At 67.2% G+C, this 20,261-nt stretch carries 14 protein-coding genes; 4 read left to right on the plus strand and 10 right to left on the minus strand.

What is annotated here, in order from left to right; translation table 11 throughout:
* Positions 1 to 99: 99 nt before the first annotated feature.
* Positions 100 to 288, plus strand: coding sequence for a zinc-finger domain-containing protein (locus JHL17_RS07580; protein WP_200191673.1), 189 nt, complete (start codon positions 100 to 102; stop codon positions 286 to 288).
* 28 nt (positions 289 to 316) lie between these two features.
* Here JHL17_RS07580 and JHL17_RS07585 read toward each other — a convergent pair whose 3' ends face one another.
* Together JHL17_RS07585 and JHL17_RS07590 are read right to left on the minus strand one after the other, a co-directional pair.
* Positions 317 to 2,041: a bifunctional protein-serine/threonine kinase/phosphatase gene (locus JHL17_RS07585; protein WP_345773767.1), complete on the minus strand. Its 1,725-nt coding sequence runs from the start codon at positions 2,039 to 2,041 to the stop codon at positions 317 to 319.
* 72 nt (positions 2,042 to 2,113) lie between these two features.
* Positions 2,114 to 2,950 carry a formate/nitrite transporter family protein gene (locus tag JHL17_RS07590; protein ID WP_200191675.1) on the minus strand — a complete coding sequence of 279 codons (837 nt, stop codon included), beginning with the start codon at positions 2,948 to 2,950 and terminating at the stop codon, positions 2,114 to 2,116.
* Between the two features lie 658 nt (positions 2,951 to 3,608).
* Here JHL17_RS07590 and JHL17_RS07595 point away from each other — a divergent pair.
* Both JHL17_RS07595 and JHL17_RS07600 read left to right on the plus strand, forming a co-directional pair.
* Entirely contained in the window at positions 3,609 to 5,666 is a 2,058-nt protein-coding gene (locus JHL17_RS07595) for a sensor domain-containing protein (RefSeq protein ID WP_200191677.1), read from the plus strand.
* A gap of 4 nt (positions 5,667 to 5,670) precedes the next feature.
* Positions 5,671 to 6,480, plus strand: coding sequence for an IclR family transcriptional regulator (locus JHL17_RS07600; protein WP_200191679.1), 810 nt, complete (start codon positions 5,671 to 5,673; stop codon positions 6,478 to 6,480).
* 70 nt (positions 6,481 to 6,550) lie between these two features.
* Here JHL17_RS07600 and JHL17_RS07605 read toward each other — a convergent pair whose 3' ends face one another.
* Both JHL17_RS07605 and JHL17_RS07610 read right to left on the minus strand, forming a co-directional pair.
* Positions 6,551 to 7,348, minus strand: coding sequence for a LuxR C-terminal-related transcriptional regulator (locus JHL17_RS07605; protein ID WP_200191681.1), 798 nt, complete (start codon positions 7,346 to 7,348; stop codon positions 6,551 to 6,553).
* Positions 7,349 to 8,095: 747 nt separating this feature from the next.
* A complete protein-coding gene (locus JHL17_RS07610; protein WP_247893379.1) occupies positions 8,096 to 10,858 on the minus strand; it encodes a carbohydrate-binding domain-containing protein in 2,763 nt (920 codons plus the stop codon).
* A 343-nt stretch (positions 10,859 to 11,201) separates the two neighbouring features.
* Between JHL17_RS07610 and JHL17_RS07615 the strand changes: the two genes are divergently transcribed.
* Positions 11,202 to 12,389, plus strand: a complete 1,188-nt coding sequence (locus JHL17_RS07615; protein ID WP_200191685.1) for a glycosyltransferase family 4 protein — start codon at positions 11,202 to 11,204, stop codon at positions 12,387 to 12,389.
* Positions 12,390 to 12,414: 25 nt separating this feature from the next.
* On the opposite strand, the gene JHL17_RS07620 is transcribed toward JHL17_RS07615, so the two are convergent.
* From JHL17_RS07620 to JHL17_RS07645, 6 genes are read right to left on the minus strand one after another with little or no spacing between them, the layout of a single operon-like run.
* Positions 12,415 to 14,091: a capsid cement protein gene (locus JHL17_RS07620; RefSeq protein ID WP_200191687.1), complete on the minus strand. Its 1,677-nt coding sequence runs from the start codon at positions 14,089 to 14,091 to the stop codon at positions 12,415 to 12,417.
* On the minus strand, positions 14,088 to 15,353 hold the full coding sequence (locus tag JHL17_RS07625) for a glycosyltransferase family 4 protein (protein WP_200191689.1): 1,266 nt from the start codon (positions 15,351 to 15,353) through the stop codon (positions 14,088 to 14,090). Before JHL17_RS07625 ends, JHL17_RS07620 begins: the two co-directional genes overlap by 4 nt.
* Before the next feature lie 10 nt (positions 15,354 to 15,363).
* On the minus strand, positions 15,364 to 16,551 hold the full coding sequence (locus JHL17_RS07630; protein ID WP_247893380.1) for a glycosyltransferase family 4 protein: 1,188 nt from the start codon (positions 16,549 to 16,551) through the stop codon (positions 15,364 to 15,366).
* The gene (locus tag JHL17_RS07635) at positions 16,536 to 18,059 is read right to left on the minus strand and encodes an O-antigen ligase family protein (protein ID WP_247893381.1); all 1,524 of its coding nucleotides are present in this window, start codon (positions 18,057 to 18,059) and stop codon (positions 16,536 to 16,538) included. The genes JHL17_RS07630 and JHL17_RS07635 overlap by 16 nt, the downstream gene beginning before the upstream one ends.
* Entirely contained in the window at positions 18,056 to 19,054 is a 999-nt protein-coding gene (locus JHL17_RS07640; RefSeq protein WP_200191692.1) for a glycosyltransferase family 2 protein, read from the minus strand. Before JHL17_RS07640 ends, JHL17_RS07635 begins: the two co-directional genes overlap by 4 nt.
* Positions 19,055 to 19,077: 23 nt before the next feature.
* Positions 19,078 to 20,250, minus strand: a complete 1,173-nt coding sequence (locus JHL17_RS07645) for a glycosyltransferase (protein ID WP_200191693.1) — start codon at positions 20,248 to 20,250, stop codon at positions 19,078 to 19,080.
* Between the last annotated feature and the right edge of the window lie 11 nt (positions 20,251 to 20,261).

The following is a 20,261-nucleotide window of genomic DNA, read 5'->3' on the forward strand; positions in this document are numbered from 1 at the left end:
GGGTATCATCCGGCCCGCGCGCACGGAACCCCCGAAGAGGGACCCGGACAGCGGGCATGTCCACGATGGCGTGAACCGGCGCGCCTGTCAAAACAGAGGATGACTGCCATGCAGCCGACCGAGACGATCCTTGTTGAAACCTCGACCGTCGGATGCGACGGCGGCGGCGGCGCGCTGGGCCATCCGCTGGTCTATCTGACCCTGGATCGCGAGGGGAAGGTCGAATGCCCCTACTGCTCGCGTCTCTACAAGCTGAAGGAAGGCGCCAAGGTCGCCCACGGGCACTGACGCGCCTCCTCCTGCCGGCCGGCCGGTTTCAGACCCGGGCGGCCAGCAGGACCAGCACGGCCAGCGCCAGCAGTGCCGACAGCCCCTGCCAGAAGGCCAGCGGATTGCGGTCGATCAGCGGCCGGGGCCGCGCTCCCGCCGCATGCTTGCGCGGATGGCGCAGGTCGTAGAGGAACTCCGACAATTCCTGGTAGCGCTTGGCCGGGTCCGGATGGACCGCCTTGCGCAGGACCCCGTCGATCCAGGCGGGAATGTCCCGCTGGTCGCTCAAGGCGGTGCGGTAGACCAGCTTGCGCTGGCGCGCGCGCGTGTTGGCTGTCGCGGCGTCGGCGCCATAGGGCAGGCGGCCGGTCAGCATCTGATAGGCGATGACCCCCAGCGCGAAGAGGTCGGAGGCCGGCGTCCCGCCTTCGCCCAGCAGATATTCCGGCGCGCTGTACTGCAGCGTGCCCAGCATCTCGCCGCGGTCGGCATCGGGCATGGTCTCCAGGATGCCGGGCACCAGGACCGATCCGAAATCGACGATCTTCACGGTCCCGGTGCGGTCGATCATCACATTGTCGGGCCGCAGATCCTGGTGCAGCATCTCCAGCCGGTGGAAGGCCTGCAGCCCCTTGCCGATCTGCTCCACGATGGCGCGCACCGTCGGCAGGTCCGGGGCGGGGTGGTCGCGCATCCATTGGGCCAGGGTCTGGCCCTCCAGATATTCGGTGACGACATAGAGGTGGCGGCGCGGCCGGCCCTGCGGCGGCGGCTTCAGCACATGGGGACTGTTGAGCCGCCGGGCGATCCACTCTTCCATCAGGAAACGGCGCAGATGAGCGCGGTCGTCGCGCCGGTCGATGGCCGGCACCTTCAGCGCCACCGCCGGCCCGCCCTCGCCGTCGCGGGCCAGATAGACATGGCTGCGGCTGCTGGCGTACAGCTCCCGGACGATGCGGTATCCTTCGAACTCGGCCCTCGCCTCCAGCAGAGGGGGCAGGGGCAGATCGGACAGCCGGTGGAACAGGTCGCCGGCATCCGCATCGGGAACCGCATCGATCCGGACGATCTGGAGGGTCAGGTTGTCGGCGCTGCCGCGCCGCAGCGCCTCCTCCACCGCCAAGCGGGCGGCGCGATCGAGGTCGTCGGGATGGCTGCCGATGGCGCTGATCAGAAATTCGGCATCCACATGCTCATAGACGCCGTCGGTCGCCAGCAGGAAGACGTCGCCGGGCTCCACCGGCAGTTCCCGGCAGTCGATCTCCACATGGGGGGTGACGCCCATCGCCCGGCCGAGATAGCTGACGTCCGACGACACCGTTACCCGATGGTCGATGGTCAGCTGCTCCAGCGCCCGGCCGGCGAGGCGGTAGATGCGGGAATCGCCGACATGGAACAGGTGTGCCGTGGCCGATTTCAGCACCAGCGCGCTCAGCGTGCAGGCGTAGCCGCGGTCCTGCTCGTAGCGGTACTCGCTGCGCCGGTTCTGGGCATGCAGCCAGGAATTGGCAGCGGCCAGAACCCGTTGCGCCGCCGTCTTCACCGACCAGCTTTCCGGCGTGCAGTAATAGTCGGTCAGGAAGCTCTTCACCACGGATTCGCTGGCGATGTGGCTGACCCGGCTGCTGCTGATGCCGTCGGCCAGCGCCACCGCGACGCCCTTCATCCCCAGCAGCGGCGCCGTCGGGATCAGCGCCCCGTGGAAATCCTGGTTGGAGTCCTTCCGCCCTTTGTCGGAGCATTGGCCGAGCGAGATCCGCAACTCTTTCACGATACCGGCCTCGTCGTGGAAAACCCCGGCCCGAGGTGGGCCGGGGTGGTGACGGACGAAGGGGAAGAGGCCTTATTCGGCGGGCTGGAGGCCGGTCTGCGGCAGGCGGCGCTTCGGCGCGGTGCGGACATGGGTGGCGTAGAGCGTCAGCCCGGTGAAGGCCAGGCCGCCGACCAGATTGCCCAGCACCGTCGGCAGCTCGTTCCAGATCATGTAGTCCATGATCGAGAAGTTGCCGCCCATCAGCATCGCCGACGGGAACAGGAACATGTTCACCACCGAATGCTCGAAGGTCATGCCGAAGAACAGCATGATCGGCATCCACATGGCGATCACCTTGCCGCTGACCGACGTGGAGATCATCGCGCCGACGACCCCGGTGGAGACCATCCAGTTGCACAGCATGCCGCGCAGGAAGATGGTCAGCATGCCGGCCGCGCCATACTGCGCATAGCCCAGCGTCCGGTTCTCGCCGATATGGGAGATGACGGCGCCGACCTTGTCCGGCGGGGTGGAGAAGCCATAGGTGAAGACCACGGCCATCATCACCGCGACGGTCAGCGCGCCGAGGAAGTTGCCGAGGAACACCAGGCCCCAGTTGCGCAGGACGCCGCCGATGGTGACGCCCGGCCGCTTGTCGATCAGCGCCAGCGGGGTGAGGACGAAGACGCCGGTCAGCAGGTCGAAGCCCAGCAGATACAGCATGCAGAAGCCGACCGGGAACAGGATGGCGCCGATGATCGGGAACCCCGTCTGGACCGTGACCGTGACGGCGAAGACCGCCGCCAGCGCCAGGATCGCGCCTGCCATGTAGGCGCGGATGACGGTGTCGCGGGTGGACATGAAAATCTTGGATTCGCCGGCATCCACCATCTTGGTGACGAATTCGGAGGGCACCAGGTACGACATGACAAGTCCCCTTGGAACAAGCGCTGAAGGAACGGCAAGCAGCGTCCGGTGAAGTCCGCGCGGCACCGGTCCGGTGCGGGGCGGGAGCTGGAGGACGCGTTGCATGTGATTTGGGTGCGGGCCGCAGTCTTTGGGCCCGCGCTCGTCAAACCGCCGTTGGCTTGAACAGGAAGTCACTTTGCACAGGATGTGCCAATTGAACGGAGTTTGGAAATCGCCCGAATTCCGCCCGGGGCCATGCTTGCACACGGCCAAGTTACGGAGCAGTTGCTCAAATATCGGGCTGCACTGAATAAAAAACAGCCATTTTCGCGGGAATGATTGTTTGATCAGGTGGGCGGGCCTGGGCATTCCGCAAAGCCCGATCGAAGTCTTTCAGGATTTTCATAGTGACGCGGGCAACCAACCGTTTCAAATCAACATCTTGCCTCAAGGTCTGGATTGGGATGGGGATCATGGGTCAGGGACGGTTACCTTTTTGTTATATTTTCCTTTCGTACTATGAGACAGTAGCGGTGATGGCGCTTGACGGGCTTCATCGAACCGGCTTCTACTTTCCCGCGATGCGGAAGGGTGGAAAGTTCACAATCGTTGTTCGAGTTGTACGCTTATGTTGTTTCCGGGCGGTTCAGGATTGGCGTCGGATGAGGCGCGTACGATGAGTCACGAGACTGAAGAACAGTACCGCAGCATCTTCGAGAATGCTGTCGAAGGCATTTATCAGACCACCATCGACGGTCGTTATCTTCGGGTCAATCCGGCCCTTGCCGACATCTACGGCTATGCTTCGCCCGAAGATCTGATCGCCAATCTCACCGACATCGCCTGTCAGCTCTATGTCGATCCCGGCAAGCGCGAGGCCTTCGCCGACCTGATGGCCCGCCAGGACCGCGTCCTCTGCTTCGAGGCGCGGGTCTTCCGCCGCGATGGCTCGATCATCTGGATCTCGGAAAGCGCGCGCTGCGTGCGCGATGCCGCCGGGCGCATCCGGTATTACGAAGGCACCGTCCAGGACATCACCGAGCGCAAGCAGCATGAGGAGAAGATCCGGCTGCTCGCCACCGTGTTCGACAGCGTCGCCGACGGCATCCTGATCGTCGATCCCGAATTGACTGTCCAGGCGATCAACCCGGCCTATGAGATCATGACCGGTTTCCAGCGGGAGGAATTGCTGGTTCGGCCGCTGGTCCTGTTCGCTCCCGGCTCGCACGAACGCGAGTTCGTCGACGCCGTCTGGACCACGGCGCGGCAGGCCGGGCGCTGGCAGGGGGAGGTCACCAGCTTCCGCCATTCCGGCGAAGCCTTCGCCGCCGCCCTGTCGGTGACGTCGGTCCGTGCGCCGAACGGCGTGCTGGAGCATTACGTCCTGACCATCGCCGACATCAGCCAGCGCAAGTCGCAGGAACACCAGATCCGCTATCAGGCCAGTTTCGACCGGCTGACCGACCTGCCCAACCGCTGGCTGGTCTGCGAGCGGCTGGAGGAGGCGATCGTCCGCGCCCAGCGCGGCAAGAGCAAGGTCGCCGTCGCCTTCCTCGACCTCAACCGCTTCAAGCAGGTCAACGACACGCTGGGCCACCATGCCGGCGACGAGTTGCTCAAGCTGGTGGCGCGACGCCTGCGCAATTGCACCCGCATGACCGACACCGTCGGCCGGCTGGGCGGCGACGAGTTCCTGATCGTGGCCCCCGATGCCGCCGACCGCTCGGCCGGCGCCAAGCTGGTCGAAAAGGTGCTCTATTCGATGGCTGAGCCGTTCAGCGTCCACAATCAGGAGCTTTTCTGCGGCGCCTCCATCGGCATCGCCTTCTATCCCGACGACGGCGAGACGGCGGACCAGCTTCTGCGCAACGCCGATCTGGCGATGTACCATGCCAAGCGCAACCCGGAGAACAAGTACGTCTTCTACGACGGCGAGATGCGGGAACGGTCGGGTTTCACCCTGGGGCTGGAAAGCGACCTGCGCCGCGCCAGCGGCGGCAACGAGTTCGAGCTGCATTTCCAGCCGAAGATCGACCTTGCCGCCAACCGGACCATCGGGGCGGAGGCGCTGATCCGCTGGCGCCACCCGGTCCGCGGCATGGTCAGCCCGGCGGAGTTCATCCCGCTGGCGGAGGAAACCGGCCTGATCTGGGAAATCGGCGCCTGGACGCTGATCGAATCCTGCCGCCGGTTGGCCGACTGGATCCGGCGCGACCTGCCGATCCCGTCGGTGTCGGTCAACCTGTCGCCGCGCCAGTTCCAGGACGCCCGCCTCGTCGGCTTCGTGCGGAGCGTGGTGGAATCCGCCGGCATTCCGGCCGACCGGCTGGAGCTGGAGCTGACCGAAGGCGCCATGATCGGCGACATCGAAAAGGCGGTGACGATCCTCAACGGGCTGAAGGACATCGGCGTCCGCCTGTCCATCGACGATTTCGGCACCGGCTATTCCTCGCTGGCCTATCTGAAGCGCTTCCCCATCGACACGCTGAAGATCGACCGCAGCTTCGTCCGCGACATCGTCAAGTCGACGACCGACCCGGCCATCGTCGGCACCATCGTGAACCTTGCCGAAAGCCTGGGCTTCGACACCATCGCCGAGGGGGTGGAGACGCAGGAACAGGCCGACATGCTGCGCCAGCAGCGCTGCACCCGGATCCAGGGCTATCTGATCAGTCGGCCCCTGCCGATCGACCAGTTCGAAACCTTCCTCGGCAACAGCGTGGTGCCGGCCTGACGCCATGGCGGCATCGACGTTTTCAGGCCGCGGGCTGCGGGAACCGAAGGGCGCCGCCGGCGCCAAGCCGGTGAACGCGCTGGTGCGCGGCCTGCGGGTGCTGGCGGTGGCCAACGAAATCCAGCGCCCGACGGTGGCGGAACTGGTGCGCCGGTCCCGCCTGCCCAAGGCGACGGTGATCCGGCTGGTCCAGACCTTGGTCCATGAAGGATATCTGGAGGATTTGGGAGAAGCGGAGGGCTATCAGGTCACCGCCAAGGTCCGCAACCTGTCCCGCGCGCTGGTGGAGCGCACCCCCATCGCCCAGTTGGTGCAGCCGCTGCTCGACGAACTGGGCGCCCGGGTGAAGTGGCCGTCGGAGTTCTTCCTGGCCGAAGGACGGTCCGTCGTCATCGAGGTGTCCAACCGCTCCGCCGCGCCGATCAAGCTGAACCTGTTCGAAACCCGCCGCTTTCCGATGGTCGCCTCAGCCACCGGGCTGGCCTATCTGTCGGCTCTCCCGCCAGATGAGGCTGCGAGCATCGTCCATGACTCCGTCGCCGACGGGTCGGTCAGCGGTTCGGTGGAGGCGACGCTCGACCTTGTCGCCGCAGCGCGGGATCGCGGCCACGCCAGCTGGGAATACCCCGCCCTGGCTCCCGGGCTGCGCATGGTGTCGATCCCGGTCCTGGTCGGCGGAGGAGCGGTGGGCGGCCTGTCGCTGGTCCATTTTCGCGATCTGGTCCCGGCCGAATTGCTGGACGGTTTCCTGCTGCCGGAAATGCGCGCGGTGGCGGCGCGGATCGGCGTCGTGCTGGATGACGGCTGGTTCTGAGGACGCCCTTTCGTTTCCGCGCGCAGGCGCCGCAAGCGACGACGGCTGCGCCTGCGCGCAGGGAGGCGGCCTACGGTGCCGTGCGCTCCAGGAAATACTCCATCTCCTGGATGATGCCGCTCTGGGCCGCCCACAGGGCCGCCTGCGTGCGGTTGCGGACGTTGATGGTCTGCATGATGTGGCGGACATGGAGCTTGACCAGATCCTCCGTCATCGCCATCTCGCGCGCGATCTCCTTGTTGCTGCATCCGTCCATGATGAGCTTGAGGATGCGGGCATGGCGCGGGTAGAGGCCGGGATAGCCCAGCAGTTCGGTCTCATGCTGGGTCACCGCCCCGTCCTCGCCGCCCCGGCGCAAGGCGGTGGGGGAGAAATAGTCGAAGCATTCCTCCGGCACCACCGGTTCTCCGGCATGGATCAGGCGAAGGGACAGGACGAAGGCGGACGGCGCCATCCGGTTCAGAAGATAGCCGCGGACGCCGAACCGCAGGGCCATCCGCATGTGGTGGGCGGAAAATTCGTCGGCGATCATCGCCAGCTTGGCCTGTTCACCGTACCAGCTCCGGAAGTTCCAGGCATCGGTCTTCAGGGAGGCGAGGTCGAACAGCACGATGTCGGCCGGCCGCTCGGCATTGACGGTGACGGCCGGCGGTTCCAGCGTGACCACCGCGCCGCCGGCCGAGATCCCGGCGGAATAGCGGTCGCTCGCACCGTTGGCCCGGCCGTTCCACATCGCCTTTGCTGAAAGCCCGGAGGCGAGCCGGCTTTGCGGATCGATGACTTCGAAGCAGTCGTCCAGGATGTTCAGGATGGATTCGCGCAGCAATCGGCTTTGATTGTGAACAATTACACGAATGCGATCGGACATGTCCGTCTCCCCCAATATAGACGAAATGGCGGACGGTATCGCGCGGCCGAAAGAAGGATTTCCCCCCTGGACGCTCTGCTTTGACGTCGGTGGCACGGATGCATGGCAATGCAGGTCCGCCGGATTTCCGCCCGGCGCATGACCTTCGGCCCCCCGTTCGAGCCGTTGCCTCCGCAATCTCCGATGCCGCCGCGCTGACCGTGCGATGCCGCAGTTTCGACGGACGATGCACGTTGTATCGATCGCTTCGTGCTCGCCCAATCGAATTTAGATCAAACTATGATCCGGCACTCACGGCGTTGTCTGCTGCACTTTTGGAATTGTTCCAGGCTCAGTGGGAGGTAGAGCCACGCTGTCCGGGCAGAGTCCTTCGTCAGAAGGCCAGCAGTAATACATCATTCTTGCGGAGGAAAATGGAAATGATTACCCAATAAAGATAAGGATATCTCTAGGGTATGCGCTCGATCGAGAAGATTCGGAAGGGAAAGAGTTAAAATTATATCGTCAGAGTAAGAAGAAAAACTTCTTCGTAAGACAACCAATGCTAGACGGCATGATTTAAGCTCTGTCTGAGCCGCGTCCGTTCATCGAGGATAATATAGACACTTAAATAGCAGATGCCAGATGAATTTTCACTGAACATGGAAACGAACATCGAGCCCTGCCGGAACAGCGCTCCATGTTCGTTCCGGCGACCCGCCACCAAGGCCCCCGATCCTGATCTGTCGGGATCGGGGGCCGCTGGCATCACGCCACGACGTCGTGGGTGATGGCATAGACTCCCGTGTCCCAGCGGGCGATGGTGGTGTCGAAACCGCCGACCCCGTTCACCACGTCGAAGCCTTGCGTGGTGTTGTGCATCAGGTCCTGGACCGTGTAGTGGCCGTTGGCGAGCTGAAGCTCGACATGGGTGGCCACCGCCTTGCGCGCCGCGGTGTCGTTGAAATCGACGCGGTCGGAGGCGACGACGATCAGCCGGTCCTTCTGGTCGTAGAAACCGTAGCCGGTGATCTGGGCGTCCGGGTCCTTGTCGGTGAAGCTCAGCGGATAGTGATAGTTCAGCGCCTCGTCGCCGATCAGCACCGGTGCCTTGGCCTTCAGCGCGGCGATCTCGGCGTCGCTGAACAGGTTGTGCCCTTCGTAGGTCGCCTGGGGAATGATCCAGGCGCTGGGGGCGCTGGCCTTGGTCATCGACGGCAGGGCCGCATCGCTGACGTAATAGCCGAACGTCACGCCGGCATCATGCAGCTTGGTGATCGGCTCCAGCAATTCGCCCAGATAGGCGTTGCCGATGGCGTTGCCGTCCGGCTCCAGCGCGTTCATCGCCTTCTCGGCATTGGCGCTGTAATAGAGCGCCGGGCCGAAGGGACGGGTGGGCACGATGTCGCGCAGCATGTCCAGCCAGGGCTGCTTCACCTCGCCCCAGTCGTGATAGCTGCGCGACCACTGCTCCGCCGCGCGGCGGACCCCGCCCTGATCGTCGGCGATCATGGTCCAGCCGCTCTGCAGCCAGGTCTGTTCCAGGCGGCCCCAGCCAAGCTCCTCACGCACCGTTCCGCTGACGCCGGTATAGAGGCTGTTCACGGCACCCCAGTAGTCATCCTCCGACGAGGACATCATATGGCCGAAATGGGCGTCCGGCGCGCGGGCGGCATGGATGCCCAGCATCGCCTGTTCGTAGGAGGCCGGCGCCTGCTTGTGCTGCATCTCGAAGCGTTCGAGGGTCTGCACGTTGAACAGGATGTCCTTCTCGTTCATCGTGTCGGCGATCACGCGGGCGTCGACGCCGGCGAATTCGCGCATCGCTGCCGGGGTGAAGGACACCTGGGTGGTCAGCCAGGCGGCCTTGCCGGTGTTCTTGACGATGGCGTCGTCCAGCGCCTTCCAGCTGTTGGCCCAGCCGTCGACGAAATAGTCCAGCCATTGGGTCGGATGGTTGTCGACGATGTCGGCCGCCTGCTGCGCCAGCGTCGATCCCGCCACCTTGATGCCGGTCTTGGAGCTGAACTCCGCGATCATGCGCGCATTGAAGAAGTCCATCACGCCGGAATGCGGGCTGCCGTCGAAGAAATCGGACAGTTCATAACCGCGGGTGCCGGTCAGCGCGGACAGGCGGCCCAGCTTGTCGGCCATCCAGTCGGCGTAATGGGCGGTGCCGCCGGTCCAGCCGGCCGGCGCGTCCTTGGCATCCAGCGGCATCAGCGGGCTGACATAACCCCAGCCGGAGGGGTTGCTGCTGTCGGCGTCCAGGACATAGCCGTCGGCGTCACGGCCCAGATACTGCTGATGCGCCTTGACCCAGGACACCCAGGCCTTGTGACCGCCCAGGCTGGCGAACTCGCCGCCGTTCTGCGACTCCGCGAAGGTGTCTTCCCACAGCTGCAGGCCGATCAGCGGCATGACCCCGTCGGCCAGATGGCCGGCGGCGACGTCGCGGGTTTCCTTCAGGTGGGCGGCATTGGAATAGTCGGGCACCGACTCCCAGAACAGGTGCTGCGGCGCCAGCCCGCGGTCGGCGCCCCAGGAGATGGTCGACACGTCGGACATCAGCGGCGGACGGTCGCTGCTGACCCCGGCGCTGGCGCTGTGGTCGTTCTTCGGCAGGGTGGCCGCCGGGGCCGACGGAGCCGGTGCGGTGGGGGTGGTGGGTGTCGACGGAGCGGTCGACGTGGCGCCGGCCAGCATGTCCTTGCTGACCGGAACGCTCAGCGTGCCGTTCCACCACAGTCCCTGCTGGCCGGCGATGACATCCTTGCCGTCCAGTGTGCCGCGGTCATAGGTGACGCCTGCGGCGGTCGAAGCGACGCTGTGCCCGTTCACCACGACCGAACCGACATAGAGGCTGCGGTCCTGGCCGTTGACCACGGCGTCGTTGTCGTACTGGACCTGAACCTTGTGCGCCACGGCCGGGTCGAGGTCGACCGTGAATTTGTAGGCGGTCTGGCTGGTGGCGGCTACCTTGGCATCGCCCACCGCCTTGCCGTCGACCAGCAGCTTGAAGTGCGGCGGGACGCCGCCGGCGCCGGTGCCCCAGGCATTCACGACGACGCTGAAGGGCTTGGTCGCTACCGGGGCCGGGGCCGTGGCCGCGGCATCCGCCGCCGGGAACAGCGATGCCGGCAGCGGCACGTTCAGCGCGCCGCCCCAGTAAAGGCCTTCCTGCCCCTTCACCACGTCCTTTCCGTCGACCGCACCCTTGTCGTAGGTGACCGACGGGTCGGTGGCGACGATCAACGTGCCGTTCACCGAAACGGCGCGGACGAACAGGTTGCGGTCGGCGCCGCCGGCTGCCCCGTCATTGTCGTAGACGACCTGAAGCTTATGCGCGCTGTCGGCGGCGACCTTGGCGGAGATGGTGTAGCGCCCGACGGTGCTGCTGTTCACCGTCGCCTGACCGATCGTCGTGCCGTCGAGCTTGAGGGCCAGATGCGGCCAGATGCCGCCGGCTGCCTGTCCCCATGCGTCGATCGCGAAGGTGACATCGATGAGATTGGACCCGGTGAGCGCCATCGGCACGACTCCTATTAATCTGATATTAAGAAACTGCAAGACCGGATTAATCCGTATCGGTTGGATTACCCTGCCCGTTGGGAGTAGTTGCACAGAATTCGCTATAATTTGGAGAGTCAATCTTGGGACATGACTCTGACTCATCTTTGACTCTTCCAAAAAAATCGATATTGAGTCCGCGAATGCTTTAGACACTGAAAGACTGGGTCCGAAAACGGCAGTCTTAATCCCGTTGTGAGCGGTTCTTATCTTTCGTTTGTTTGTCGTGGGCTCCGGCTCCATGGTCCACTCCGGCACGAACCGTCACCGATACCGCCGATCATGCCGGGCAGGAGATCTTCCCATGCGCCCCCCGTCCCTGCGTATTGCCGTCGTCACGCAGAAGATCGTCCGCCATGACGGGCAAGGGCGCGTGAACGCGGTCGTGGTCGATGAACTGCTGCACCGCGGACACGAGGTCGTCGCCATCGCGTCGGACCTGGCGGAGGACCTGGCGCGTCATCCCCGCCTGCGCTGGGTGCAGGTGGATGGCGGCGGCATGCCGACGCAATTGGCGAAGGACCAGCTGTTCGCTTGGCGGGCGAGCCGGGCCTTGGCGCTGGAGAGGCAAGCCGGGATCGACCGGGTGGTGGTGAACGGCTTCGTCAGCTGGGCGCGGTCGGACGTGAATGCCGTGCATTTCGTCCATTCGGCCTGGATGCGATCGCCTACCCATCCGATCCGCAAGGGAGTTTCGCCGCTGTCGATCTACCGCGCGCTCTACACGCTGCTGAATGTCGGCTTCGAGCGCTGGAGCTTCCGTCGTGCCGGCCGGCTGGTGGCGGTGTCCCGCACGGTGGCGGAAGAGCTGCGCCGGGACGGCATCGAGCCCCACCGGCTGCGGGTGATCGACAACGGCGTCGACATCGGCGAGTTCCGCCCCGGCACGCCCGATCCGGCGCTGTTCGGCCTGCCGCCGGATCGCCCGGTGGCATTGTTCGTCGGCGATGCCCGCAGCGACCGCAAGAATCTGGACGGCGTGCTGCGTGCGTTGGCCGAGGTGCCGGATCTGAGGCTGGCCGTGGCCGGCGACGAGCGGGGAGGTCCGTTTCCGGCGATGGCGCAGTCGCTGGGGGTGGAGGAGCGGGTCCGTTTCCTCGGTCATCGGCGCGACGTGGCGGCGCTGATGCGGGCGGCCGACCTGTTCGTCTTTCCGACCCGCTACGAACCCTTCGGCCTCGTCCTGCTGGAGGCGGCGGCCAGCGGCCTGCCGGTCATCACCACGCGGCTGGCCGGGGCCGGCCGGCTGCTGGAGGACGGAGCCGCCATCCTGCTGGACGACCCAGACGCGCATGAGGAGATCGTGCAGGCGATGCGCCGTCTTGCCGCCGACCCGTCGCTCCGCCGCCGCATGGGCGACGCCGGCCGCCGCATCGCCGAGCGCCGGGACTGGTCGGTGACGGCCGGGCGCTATGCCGATCTGCTGGAGGAGCCGGGACCCTCAGGTCAGTCGGTCGCAGGGCGGCGGCTGTTGGCTGGATCGGCGCCCTGACCGGCCATCGTCGCAGCGGCCGCCGTCACCGCAGTTCCAGCCGCAAGTCCATCAACACGCTGTCGCTTCCCGCCGGTGCGTCCGTGACGGCGACGCCGACCGGCGCGCCCGGCCCTGCGGAAGGATCGACCCGCTGGGAGGTTCCGCTGCCGGGGCGCAGGACGGTTCCCATGCGGATGGCGGGCCGCGTCTTGCCGACCGGCACCGTGCCGGCGGTGGCGACGGGGACGATGCCGCCGGCCGGCGCGGAGGTCAGGGCGACGCCGTCGGCCGGACGGTCGGGCTCCAGCCGGCGCACGCGGTCGTAATCGCGCTGCACCAGATTGCCGGCATCGACGCCGCCGGCACCGGCCTTGCGAAATTCGCCGGAGCAGTCCAGCGCCTCGAACCGGTTGGCACGGCAGGTGCCGGAAATGGCGAGCGCCGGGGCGAGGCCGTCGCGGCCGAGGCGGATCAGCCGCTCCGCGTCGTCGAACCGGTTGCCGACAGCGGATCCGGCGACGATCGCGGCGGTCTCGAGGTCGGCGGCGCGGTCGTTGGTGCCGTCGCCGAAGCTGGCGCTGCCGCCGGTGAACTGGTTGCGCTCCAGCGACCGCACCACGAGCAGTCCGGTGACCGGCCGTTTCGGCAGGCGGTAATCGGGAAGCAACGACCCGCTGCAGCCGATCAGCACATTGCCGTACATCTCCGCCATCGGCCCCTGGATCCAGCCGTTGCCGCAGGCTTCGAAGGCGCAGTCCAGGAACTTGTTGTTGGACAGGAAGGTCCGCTTCTGCGGTCCGTCCTCCGCCAGGATGGCGTAGGGCGAGAAGCCGAAATGGCAGGAGATGAAGCTGGAATGGTCGATGCCGTTCTCCGGCGCCACGGCGATGGAGGCCAGCGTGTTGCCGGCAAGGTCGGTGTCGAGGAACAGATGGTCGCCGAAGCTGTCGGTCCCTGCCGACCAGTAGGCGCCGATGTGGTTCTTGGTGAGCTGGCAGGAGATCAGCGAGGAATGGTCGCGCCACACGTCCACCCCGGTCCGGAAGCCATACACCCCGACCCGCTCCAGCAGGAAGCGGGAGGTCAGGGCGATCCCGCCCATGCCCGGCGGCGGTTCGCCCGGCCGGTTGCCGGGCTTCGGGCCGCGCAGGCTGAGATGGGCGATGCGGCTGCGCTGATAGCCGTCATTGTCGTCGCGCCCGGCCTGCCGGCTGCCGGCCCGGATGGCGAAGCGGCCGGGCCCCGGATCCTCCGGCCAGGACAGCAGCGAGGCGCGCATGCCGGCGCCGACGATCTCGACCTCGTTGAAGGCATCGTCGTAGCGGTCGAGGTTGGGCAGGACGATCTCGCCGTCCAGGCGGTAATGGCCGGGCGGCACCAGCACCGTCCCGCCCTGGCCGGTGCGCGACAGCTCCAGGACGGCCCCCTGCAGCGCCGCCCAATCGCATTCCTGGTCCAGGGAGCGGACATGCGGATGGACACGCCGCGCCGACTCCAGATTTTTGTACCGCTCCGACAGCGGATGGCTGCGCCCGTCGCCGACGGCGCCGCGGTCCCGGATCGACAGGGCCGGGCCGGGCCGCGCCGGCGGGTCGGGACTTGGACGCAAGGCCTTGTCCTGAGCAGCTCCTGCGGCCGCGGCCCTTGCGGTTGCCGCCAGGGCGAAGCCCGCCACCAGCAGCGCACGCCTGCCGATGCGGCATCCGGGCCCGCCGCTCACGGTGCGCAAGCCGGCATCGGATGGTCCAGCCCGGCCAGGGCGCCGATCCCGCCGCCGAGTGCCGTGCGATAGACCTTCTCCACCCGGTCGAGGTGGCGGTCCAGCGTGAAGGGCGCGCGCCAGTATCGCTCATAGGCCCGGCGGCCCATCCGCTCCACCTCGGCATCGTGGGACATCAGCCCGAGGCAGCGGGCGAGATCGGTGACGTCGCCACTGCGGAACAGGAGGCCGGTCTCGCCCGGCAGCACCGCCTCCGCCGCCGCACAATTGTCGCTGACGATCACCGGGACACCGTTCGCCAGCGCTTCATAGGCAGCGAGGCCGAAGGTCTCGTACCAGAGCGATGGAACCACCAGCGCCCGCGCCCGCCGCACCTCCGTCAGCACGGCTTCCGGCGGCAACCAGCCGGCAAGTTCGGCATCCGGGTTCGATCTGCGGACCGCCGCCATCTCGTCGCCGTCGCCGACGAAACGCACCGGCCAGCCGGCCAGGGCCGCCGCCTCGGCCAGCAGGGCGGCTCCCTTTTCTCGCGACAGGCGGCCGACGAACAGCATATGGCGGTTGCCGGCAACCGGGGCAGGGCCATGATCCTCGACCTCCACCGGGTTGGGGATGGGCAGGGTGACGGTGCCGGATGCCAGATGGGGGGCGATCACCGCGCGCTGGCGATCGCTGAGCGTTGCCAGCGCCATGCCTCCGGTGAAGCCGCCGGCCAGCGCCCCCGCCGCATGCCGGGCCGCCCGCCACCATTTGTGGTGCCGGGCGCGGGCATCGCAGTCGGTGGCGAGGCAGCCGGCGGACAGCGCCTTGTGCGGACAGTTGACTCCTTCGGGAAAGACGAAGAAGGCGCCGTTGGGGCAGAGCGGGAAATAGTCGTGCAGGGTCAGCAGCACCGGCAGGCCGGACTTCCGGCAGACCGCGAAGATGCTGGGCGACAGCGCCTTGGCCCAGCCATGGATATGGACCACCGTATCGTTGGCCGGGCAGTTCCCGAGCAGGCGTTCCAGCGCGCGCGCCGCCTCGCGGTTCCAGATGCCGCGCAGCGCCGCCTGCATGCGGTCGGCGTTGCCCTTCAGGTCGCTCTGCTCCAGGCAGTGGACGGTGATTCCCGCCGCCGACAGGCTGGGGTCGATGGGCGGCACGGCGGCGAAGAACTGGACCCGGTGGCCGCGCCGGGCCAGGCCGACCGCGCTGGCGATGGCGACCTTCGCCAGACCGCCGCTGGGATGGGCATGGTCGCAGAGGATGACGACGGTGCTCATGGAAGGGGGCTCATTGCAGGGCGCCGCGATAGACGGTGGCGGTGCGGGCGGCGATGACCGGCCAGTCGAAGCGGTCGCGAACCAGAGCCCGGCAGGCATCGGCGCTCGGCATCCGGCGAGCGCCGGTCAGCGCCTCCGCGAGGCCGATGCCGAGGGATTGCGCGTCGGTCCCGGCCAGCACGAGATCACCGTCCAGCCCCTCCACCACCTCCGGCAGGCCGCCGACGGGGGTGACCATCACCGGCGTGCCGGCCGCCAGCGCTTCCAGCGCGGTCAGGCCGAAGCCCTCCAATGCCTGGGACGGCATCACGCAGAGGTCGGCGGCCCGGTAGGCGAGCGGCAGATGTGCGTCGGGAACGAAGCCCAGCAGGCGCACATGATCCTCGAGCCCCAGGGCGCCGATGCGGTTTTGAAGCGCCTCGGCCTCCGGTCCGCGTCCGGCGACCATCAGCAGGACGTCCGGCACCTGGCGGCACAGCTCCACCATGGAATCCACCAGTGCGGTCAGCCCCATGCGTTTCACCAGCCGGCGCACCGTCAGCACGACGGGACGGCCTTGCGGCCAGCCGAGGCGGGCGCGCGCCTGATGCCGGCTGTCCGCAAGGTCGTAGCGGTCGGCATCGACCCCGCCCGGCACCCGATGGATGCGCTCCGGCGGGACGCCGTAGCGCTCGGCCAGGATGGTGGCGAAAGATTGCGACAGCACGACGAAGCGGGTGGCCCGGTGATAGACCAGCCGTTCCACCATGAATTTCAGCCGCACCGCCAGCGGACCCGCTCCCTCCGCCGCACTTTCCAACGCCCAGGGGCCGTGGAAATGGACGACCATCGGACGGTTGCGCAGGGTGGGAAGGGCGCCCACGATGGTCAGCGCGAAATGCGCGGCGACCAGGTCGGGCGCCTGCCGGCGCAATGCCTCGGCGATGGCGCTGCGGGCCGCCGTCAGCCGGCGCGGCAGCGAGGCGGTCGGCGGCGCGAAGCTGGCGATGCGCGCCCCGTTGTCCAGCGTCTCCGAAACGGTGCCCAGCACCAGCCCGGAAAACGCGATGCCCTGTTGCGGCAGATAACGCGCGAGATGGTAGAACATGTTCTCCGCCCCGCCATGGGTTTCCGGGAACCAGCCGAGCCCGAGCTGAAGCGCGCTGGCTTCCCGCATCTCCCCAGGCAGTGCGGCGGGCGGGATCAGGCCTCCGTCCATCGCTTGTCCTCCTGGAATTGGCCGGGGCTCGCGGGTGGCGGGCTGTAGCGCCGGCTTGCAAGTCCGTGGTTCTTGGCGGCGATGGCCATGCCCAGGAAGAACCAGAAGCCGACGCCGGTGACCTTCACCAGCGTGTGTTCGAACACCATGCAGCCGAGCATCGTCAGGGCCGCCGTCTCGGCGCAGCTGGCGAAGGGGTCGGGCGGTGCGCCGCCGCGGCGCAGCATGCCGGCCGTCAGCGCGATCAGGCCCGCGACATAGCCGAACGCACCGGGCCAGCCCAGCTCATAGGGCACGCGCAGGATGCCGCTGTCGAAATAGGCCATGAGGCCCAGCTGTCCGTCCTCGTTGGTCAGCTTGGTCGCGGTGTCGATGGTGCCGAGCCCGGCGCCGCGCACCTCGGTCAGCGCGTAGAACAGGAAGGTGACGTAGAACTCCTGCCGGTCCTGATAGCTGCGGTCGCTCTCCATCGAATTCAGCGTGTCGAAGCGCGAGGTGATGGCCTCGTTGACCCTCGGCACGCTCAGCAGCGGCAGGGAGCACAGGACGAGGGCGATGCCGACGGCGATCAGCCGCATCCGGTTGCGACCGGGCATGGTCAGCATCAGCCATGCGAAGGTGAACAACCCGGCCAGCCAGGCGGCACGGACCAGGCTGAGCAGCAGCGACCCCAGCGCCAGCGCCCCGGCGACCGGGACCAGGACACCGCGCGCCGCGGGCAGCAGGGCCAGCCCCGTGACCAGCAGGAAGGCCAGCGGGCCGGACGAGTTCAACGTGCTGAACACCCGCACCTGCATCGGCAGCGGCAGGCCCTGGTTGGTCATGCCGACATTGATCAGCCAGCGCGCGTCCCAGGCCGGCATGATGAAATACTGGATCAGGCCATAGCCGCCGACCAGCGCCAGCCCCGGGACGAAGGCGCGCAGCACGGCGTCGCGCATCTGCGGGTAGAGCGGCCAGTGCAGGGCGACGTAGAGCCCCAGCGTCACCGGCACCAGCCAGTTCAGCAGCGCGAAGGTCGCCGCCGCCATGCCGGCCTGGGTGATGCCGTTGACATAGGCGTAGGAGATTCCCAGCATCACGGGCACGAAGCCGAAATAGGCACGGTAGCGCAGCATCGGCAGGTATTGCGCGATCACCAGCCAGCTCATGGCGCCGACGATGTAGGGCGTCACCATGATCGGGCTGATGACGCTCCAGCCGGACTGGTAATCGACCAGCCGCCGCACCTCCGGCGTCAGGAACCACAGCCACCATGTGAAGGCGGCGAAGCGGGCCGGGTCGCGCGTCACCAGCAGCGCGCCGACGGTCAGGGCGCCGATCGGGAAGATGATCTCCAGCAGGCCTGCCTTGCCCATCAGCACCGGCATCGCCACCAGGAACCAGAAGACCGGCGCCGCCAGCCTGTCCAAGGACGGCAGGCCGCTCGCGCCCTGGCCCCCGCTCTGACCTGCGCCCTGGCCCGCGCCGTGATGACTCCGCTCGATGTCGGCGGTGGCGGCGGTCATGCCGGTGTCTCCCGCCAGTCGCGCAGTCCCGCCAGCCGGCCGCGCAGCGTCGCCCGCAGTTTCGCTCCGGCATGCCGGTCGCCGCGCAGTCTCAGCCGCCCCCATTGCGCCAGTCCGGGAAACTCGCAGGTTCCCACCAGCGCGGCCCAGGCGGCGAAAACGGCACGATTGGCCGGACCGAAATGAGCCATCAGGGCCAGCGTGTCGTTGAAGGCGGCGTTCTCCTGCGCCAGCGGGTGGAAATGGCCGGCGCCGCGCTGGTCGATGTCGAAGCGGACGGCCGGGAAGTGATCGACCGCGACCAGCGGGTCATAAACCAGCCGCCAGCCCTTGCGGGACAGGCGCAGGCAGAAATCCACCTCGTTGCGGACCTGGGCGCCGCTGCCGCGCAGCCGCGTGTTCAATCGGTCTCCGGCGATCGCGGCGCGGCGGAAGCTCCAGTTGGCGCCTTTCAGCACGTCCACGTCCTGTGCCGGGCCGACCCCCAGATGGTGGTTGCCGATGACCCGGCCGAACCATTGCAGCCGGCCGACGATCGGCGCCGCTCCGGTTTCCGGCACGCCGTCGTGATAGACATGGTCGCGGCCGCCGACGCCGCCGATCCGGGGATCGGTGCGATACCAAGCCTCGATCCGCTCGACCCAGTCGGGATGGGGAACGGCATCGTCGTCGGTGATGGCGACGACATCGCCGCGGGCATGGTCCAGGCCGCGGTTGATGGCCGCGACCTGACCCGGCGCATCGATGCCGACGACCTGGATCGGCAGGGCCGGATCGTAACGGCGGGCGACCTCGGCGGAGTCCGGATCGGTGTCGCGCACGGTGACGATCACCTGGACCGGTGCCAGGGTCTGCCGGACCAGCCCGTCCAGACAGCCGGCGAGCTGGTCCGGCCGGCGGTAGGTCGGCACGACCACGGTGACGCCGAGCCGCTCGTCCGTGCTCGGATCGACCGGCACCAGGGAGGATGGCCGGGCCATGGGCGGACGAATCATGGGGGACGGGCTCTCGTTGTGGCTCATGCCGGGGCCAGCTCCCGTCCGCGGCTGCCGATCGCAGCGGACCTCTCCGGAAGCAGGGAGGCTTCCTCGCCGTTCATCCAGCTGTCGATGGTCTCGCGCAGGCGCAGCTTGAACACGTCGCGGTCGAAGCGGGCGGCGTGGGTCCTGATGGCGGCGGGGTTGAAGCGCTGTTCCTGCGCCTCGAAGCGTTCGACCGCGTCGATCAGCGCTTCCGGCGTCTGATGGTCGAAGAACAGGCCGGACAGGCCGTCCCGCACCGTTTCGGTCGCGCCGCCGCGGTTCAGCGCGATCACCGGCCGCCCGGCGGCCATCGCTTCCACCGGGACGATGCCGAAATCCTCGTTGGCGGTGAAGACCAGCGCCCGGCAGGCGGCATAATGGCGGTCCAGTTCGGCCGGGGAACAATGGCCGACCAGTTCCACCGTCGGCCCGGCCATCTGCTTCAGCCGCCGGAACTCCTCCCCCTCGCCGACGACGACCAGCTTGCGGCCCATGCGGTTGAAGGCCTCGATCGCGATGTCGGCGCGCTTGTAGGCGACCAGTTGGCTGACGAACAGGTAATGGCCGCTTCCGCCCCCATCATCCGGAGCTTCGACGGTGGCGAAGCGCTTCGTTTCGACAGGCGGGTGGATGACGGTCGCGTCACGGCGATAGACCCGCCAGATGCGCTGGGCCACCGTGTGGGAATTGGCGATGAAGCGGTCGACCCGTGCCGCCGTCGCCAGATCCCATTGCCGCAGCCGGTGGATCGCATAGGGCATCAGCGGCCGTATCATCGGCCCGGCCGAGGACAGGTAATCGTGATAGCCGCTCCAGACATAGCGCATCGGCGTGTGGCAGTAGCAGACATGCAGCGCGTCGGGCCGCGTCAGCACGCCCTTGGCCGGTCCGGATTCGCTGCTGATGACGAGGTCGTAGGCGCTGAGGTCGAGCTGCTCCAGCGCCAGCGGCATCAGCGGCAGGTATTTCTGGTACATCCGGTGGGCCATCGGCAACCTGTCGATGAAGGTGGTGGTGACCCGATGGCTGCGGATGACGGGGGAGATGCGTTCCGGCCGATAGACATGGGTGAAGATGTCGGCTTCCGGATACAGCTCGCACAGGGCTTCGATGACCTTCTCTCCCCCGCGCATCCCGACGAGCCAGTAATGGACGATCGCGACTTTCATGGTGGGTCCTC

Source organism: Azospirillum endophyticum (assembly GCF_016595245.1).
GTDB lineage: Bacteria > Pseudomonadota > Alphaproteobacteria > Azospirillales > Azospirillaceae > Azospirillum > Azospirillum endophyticum.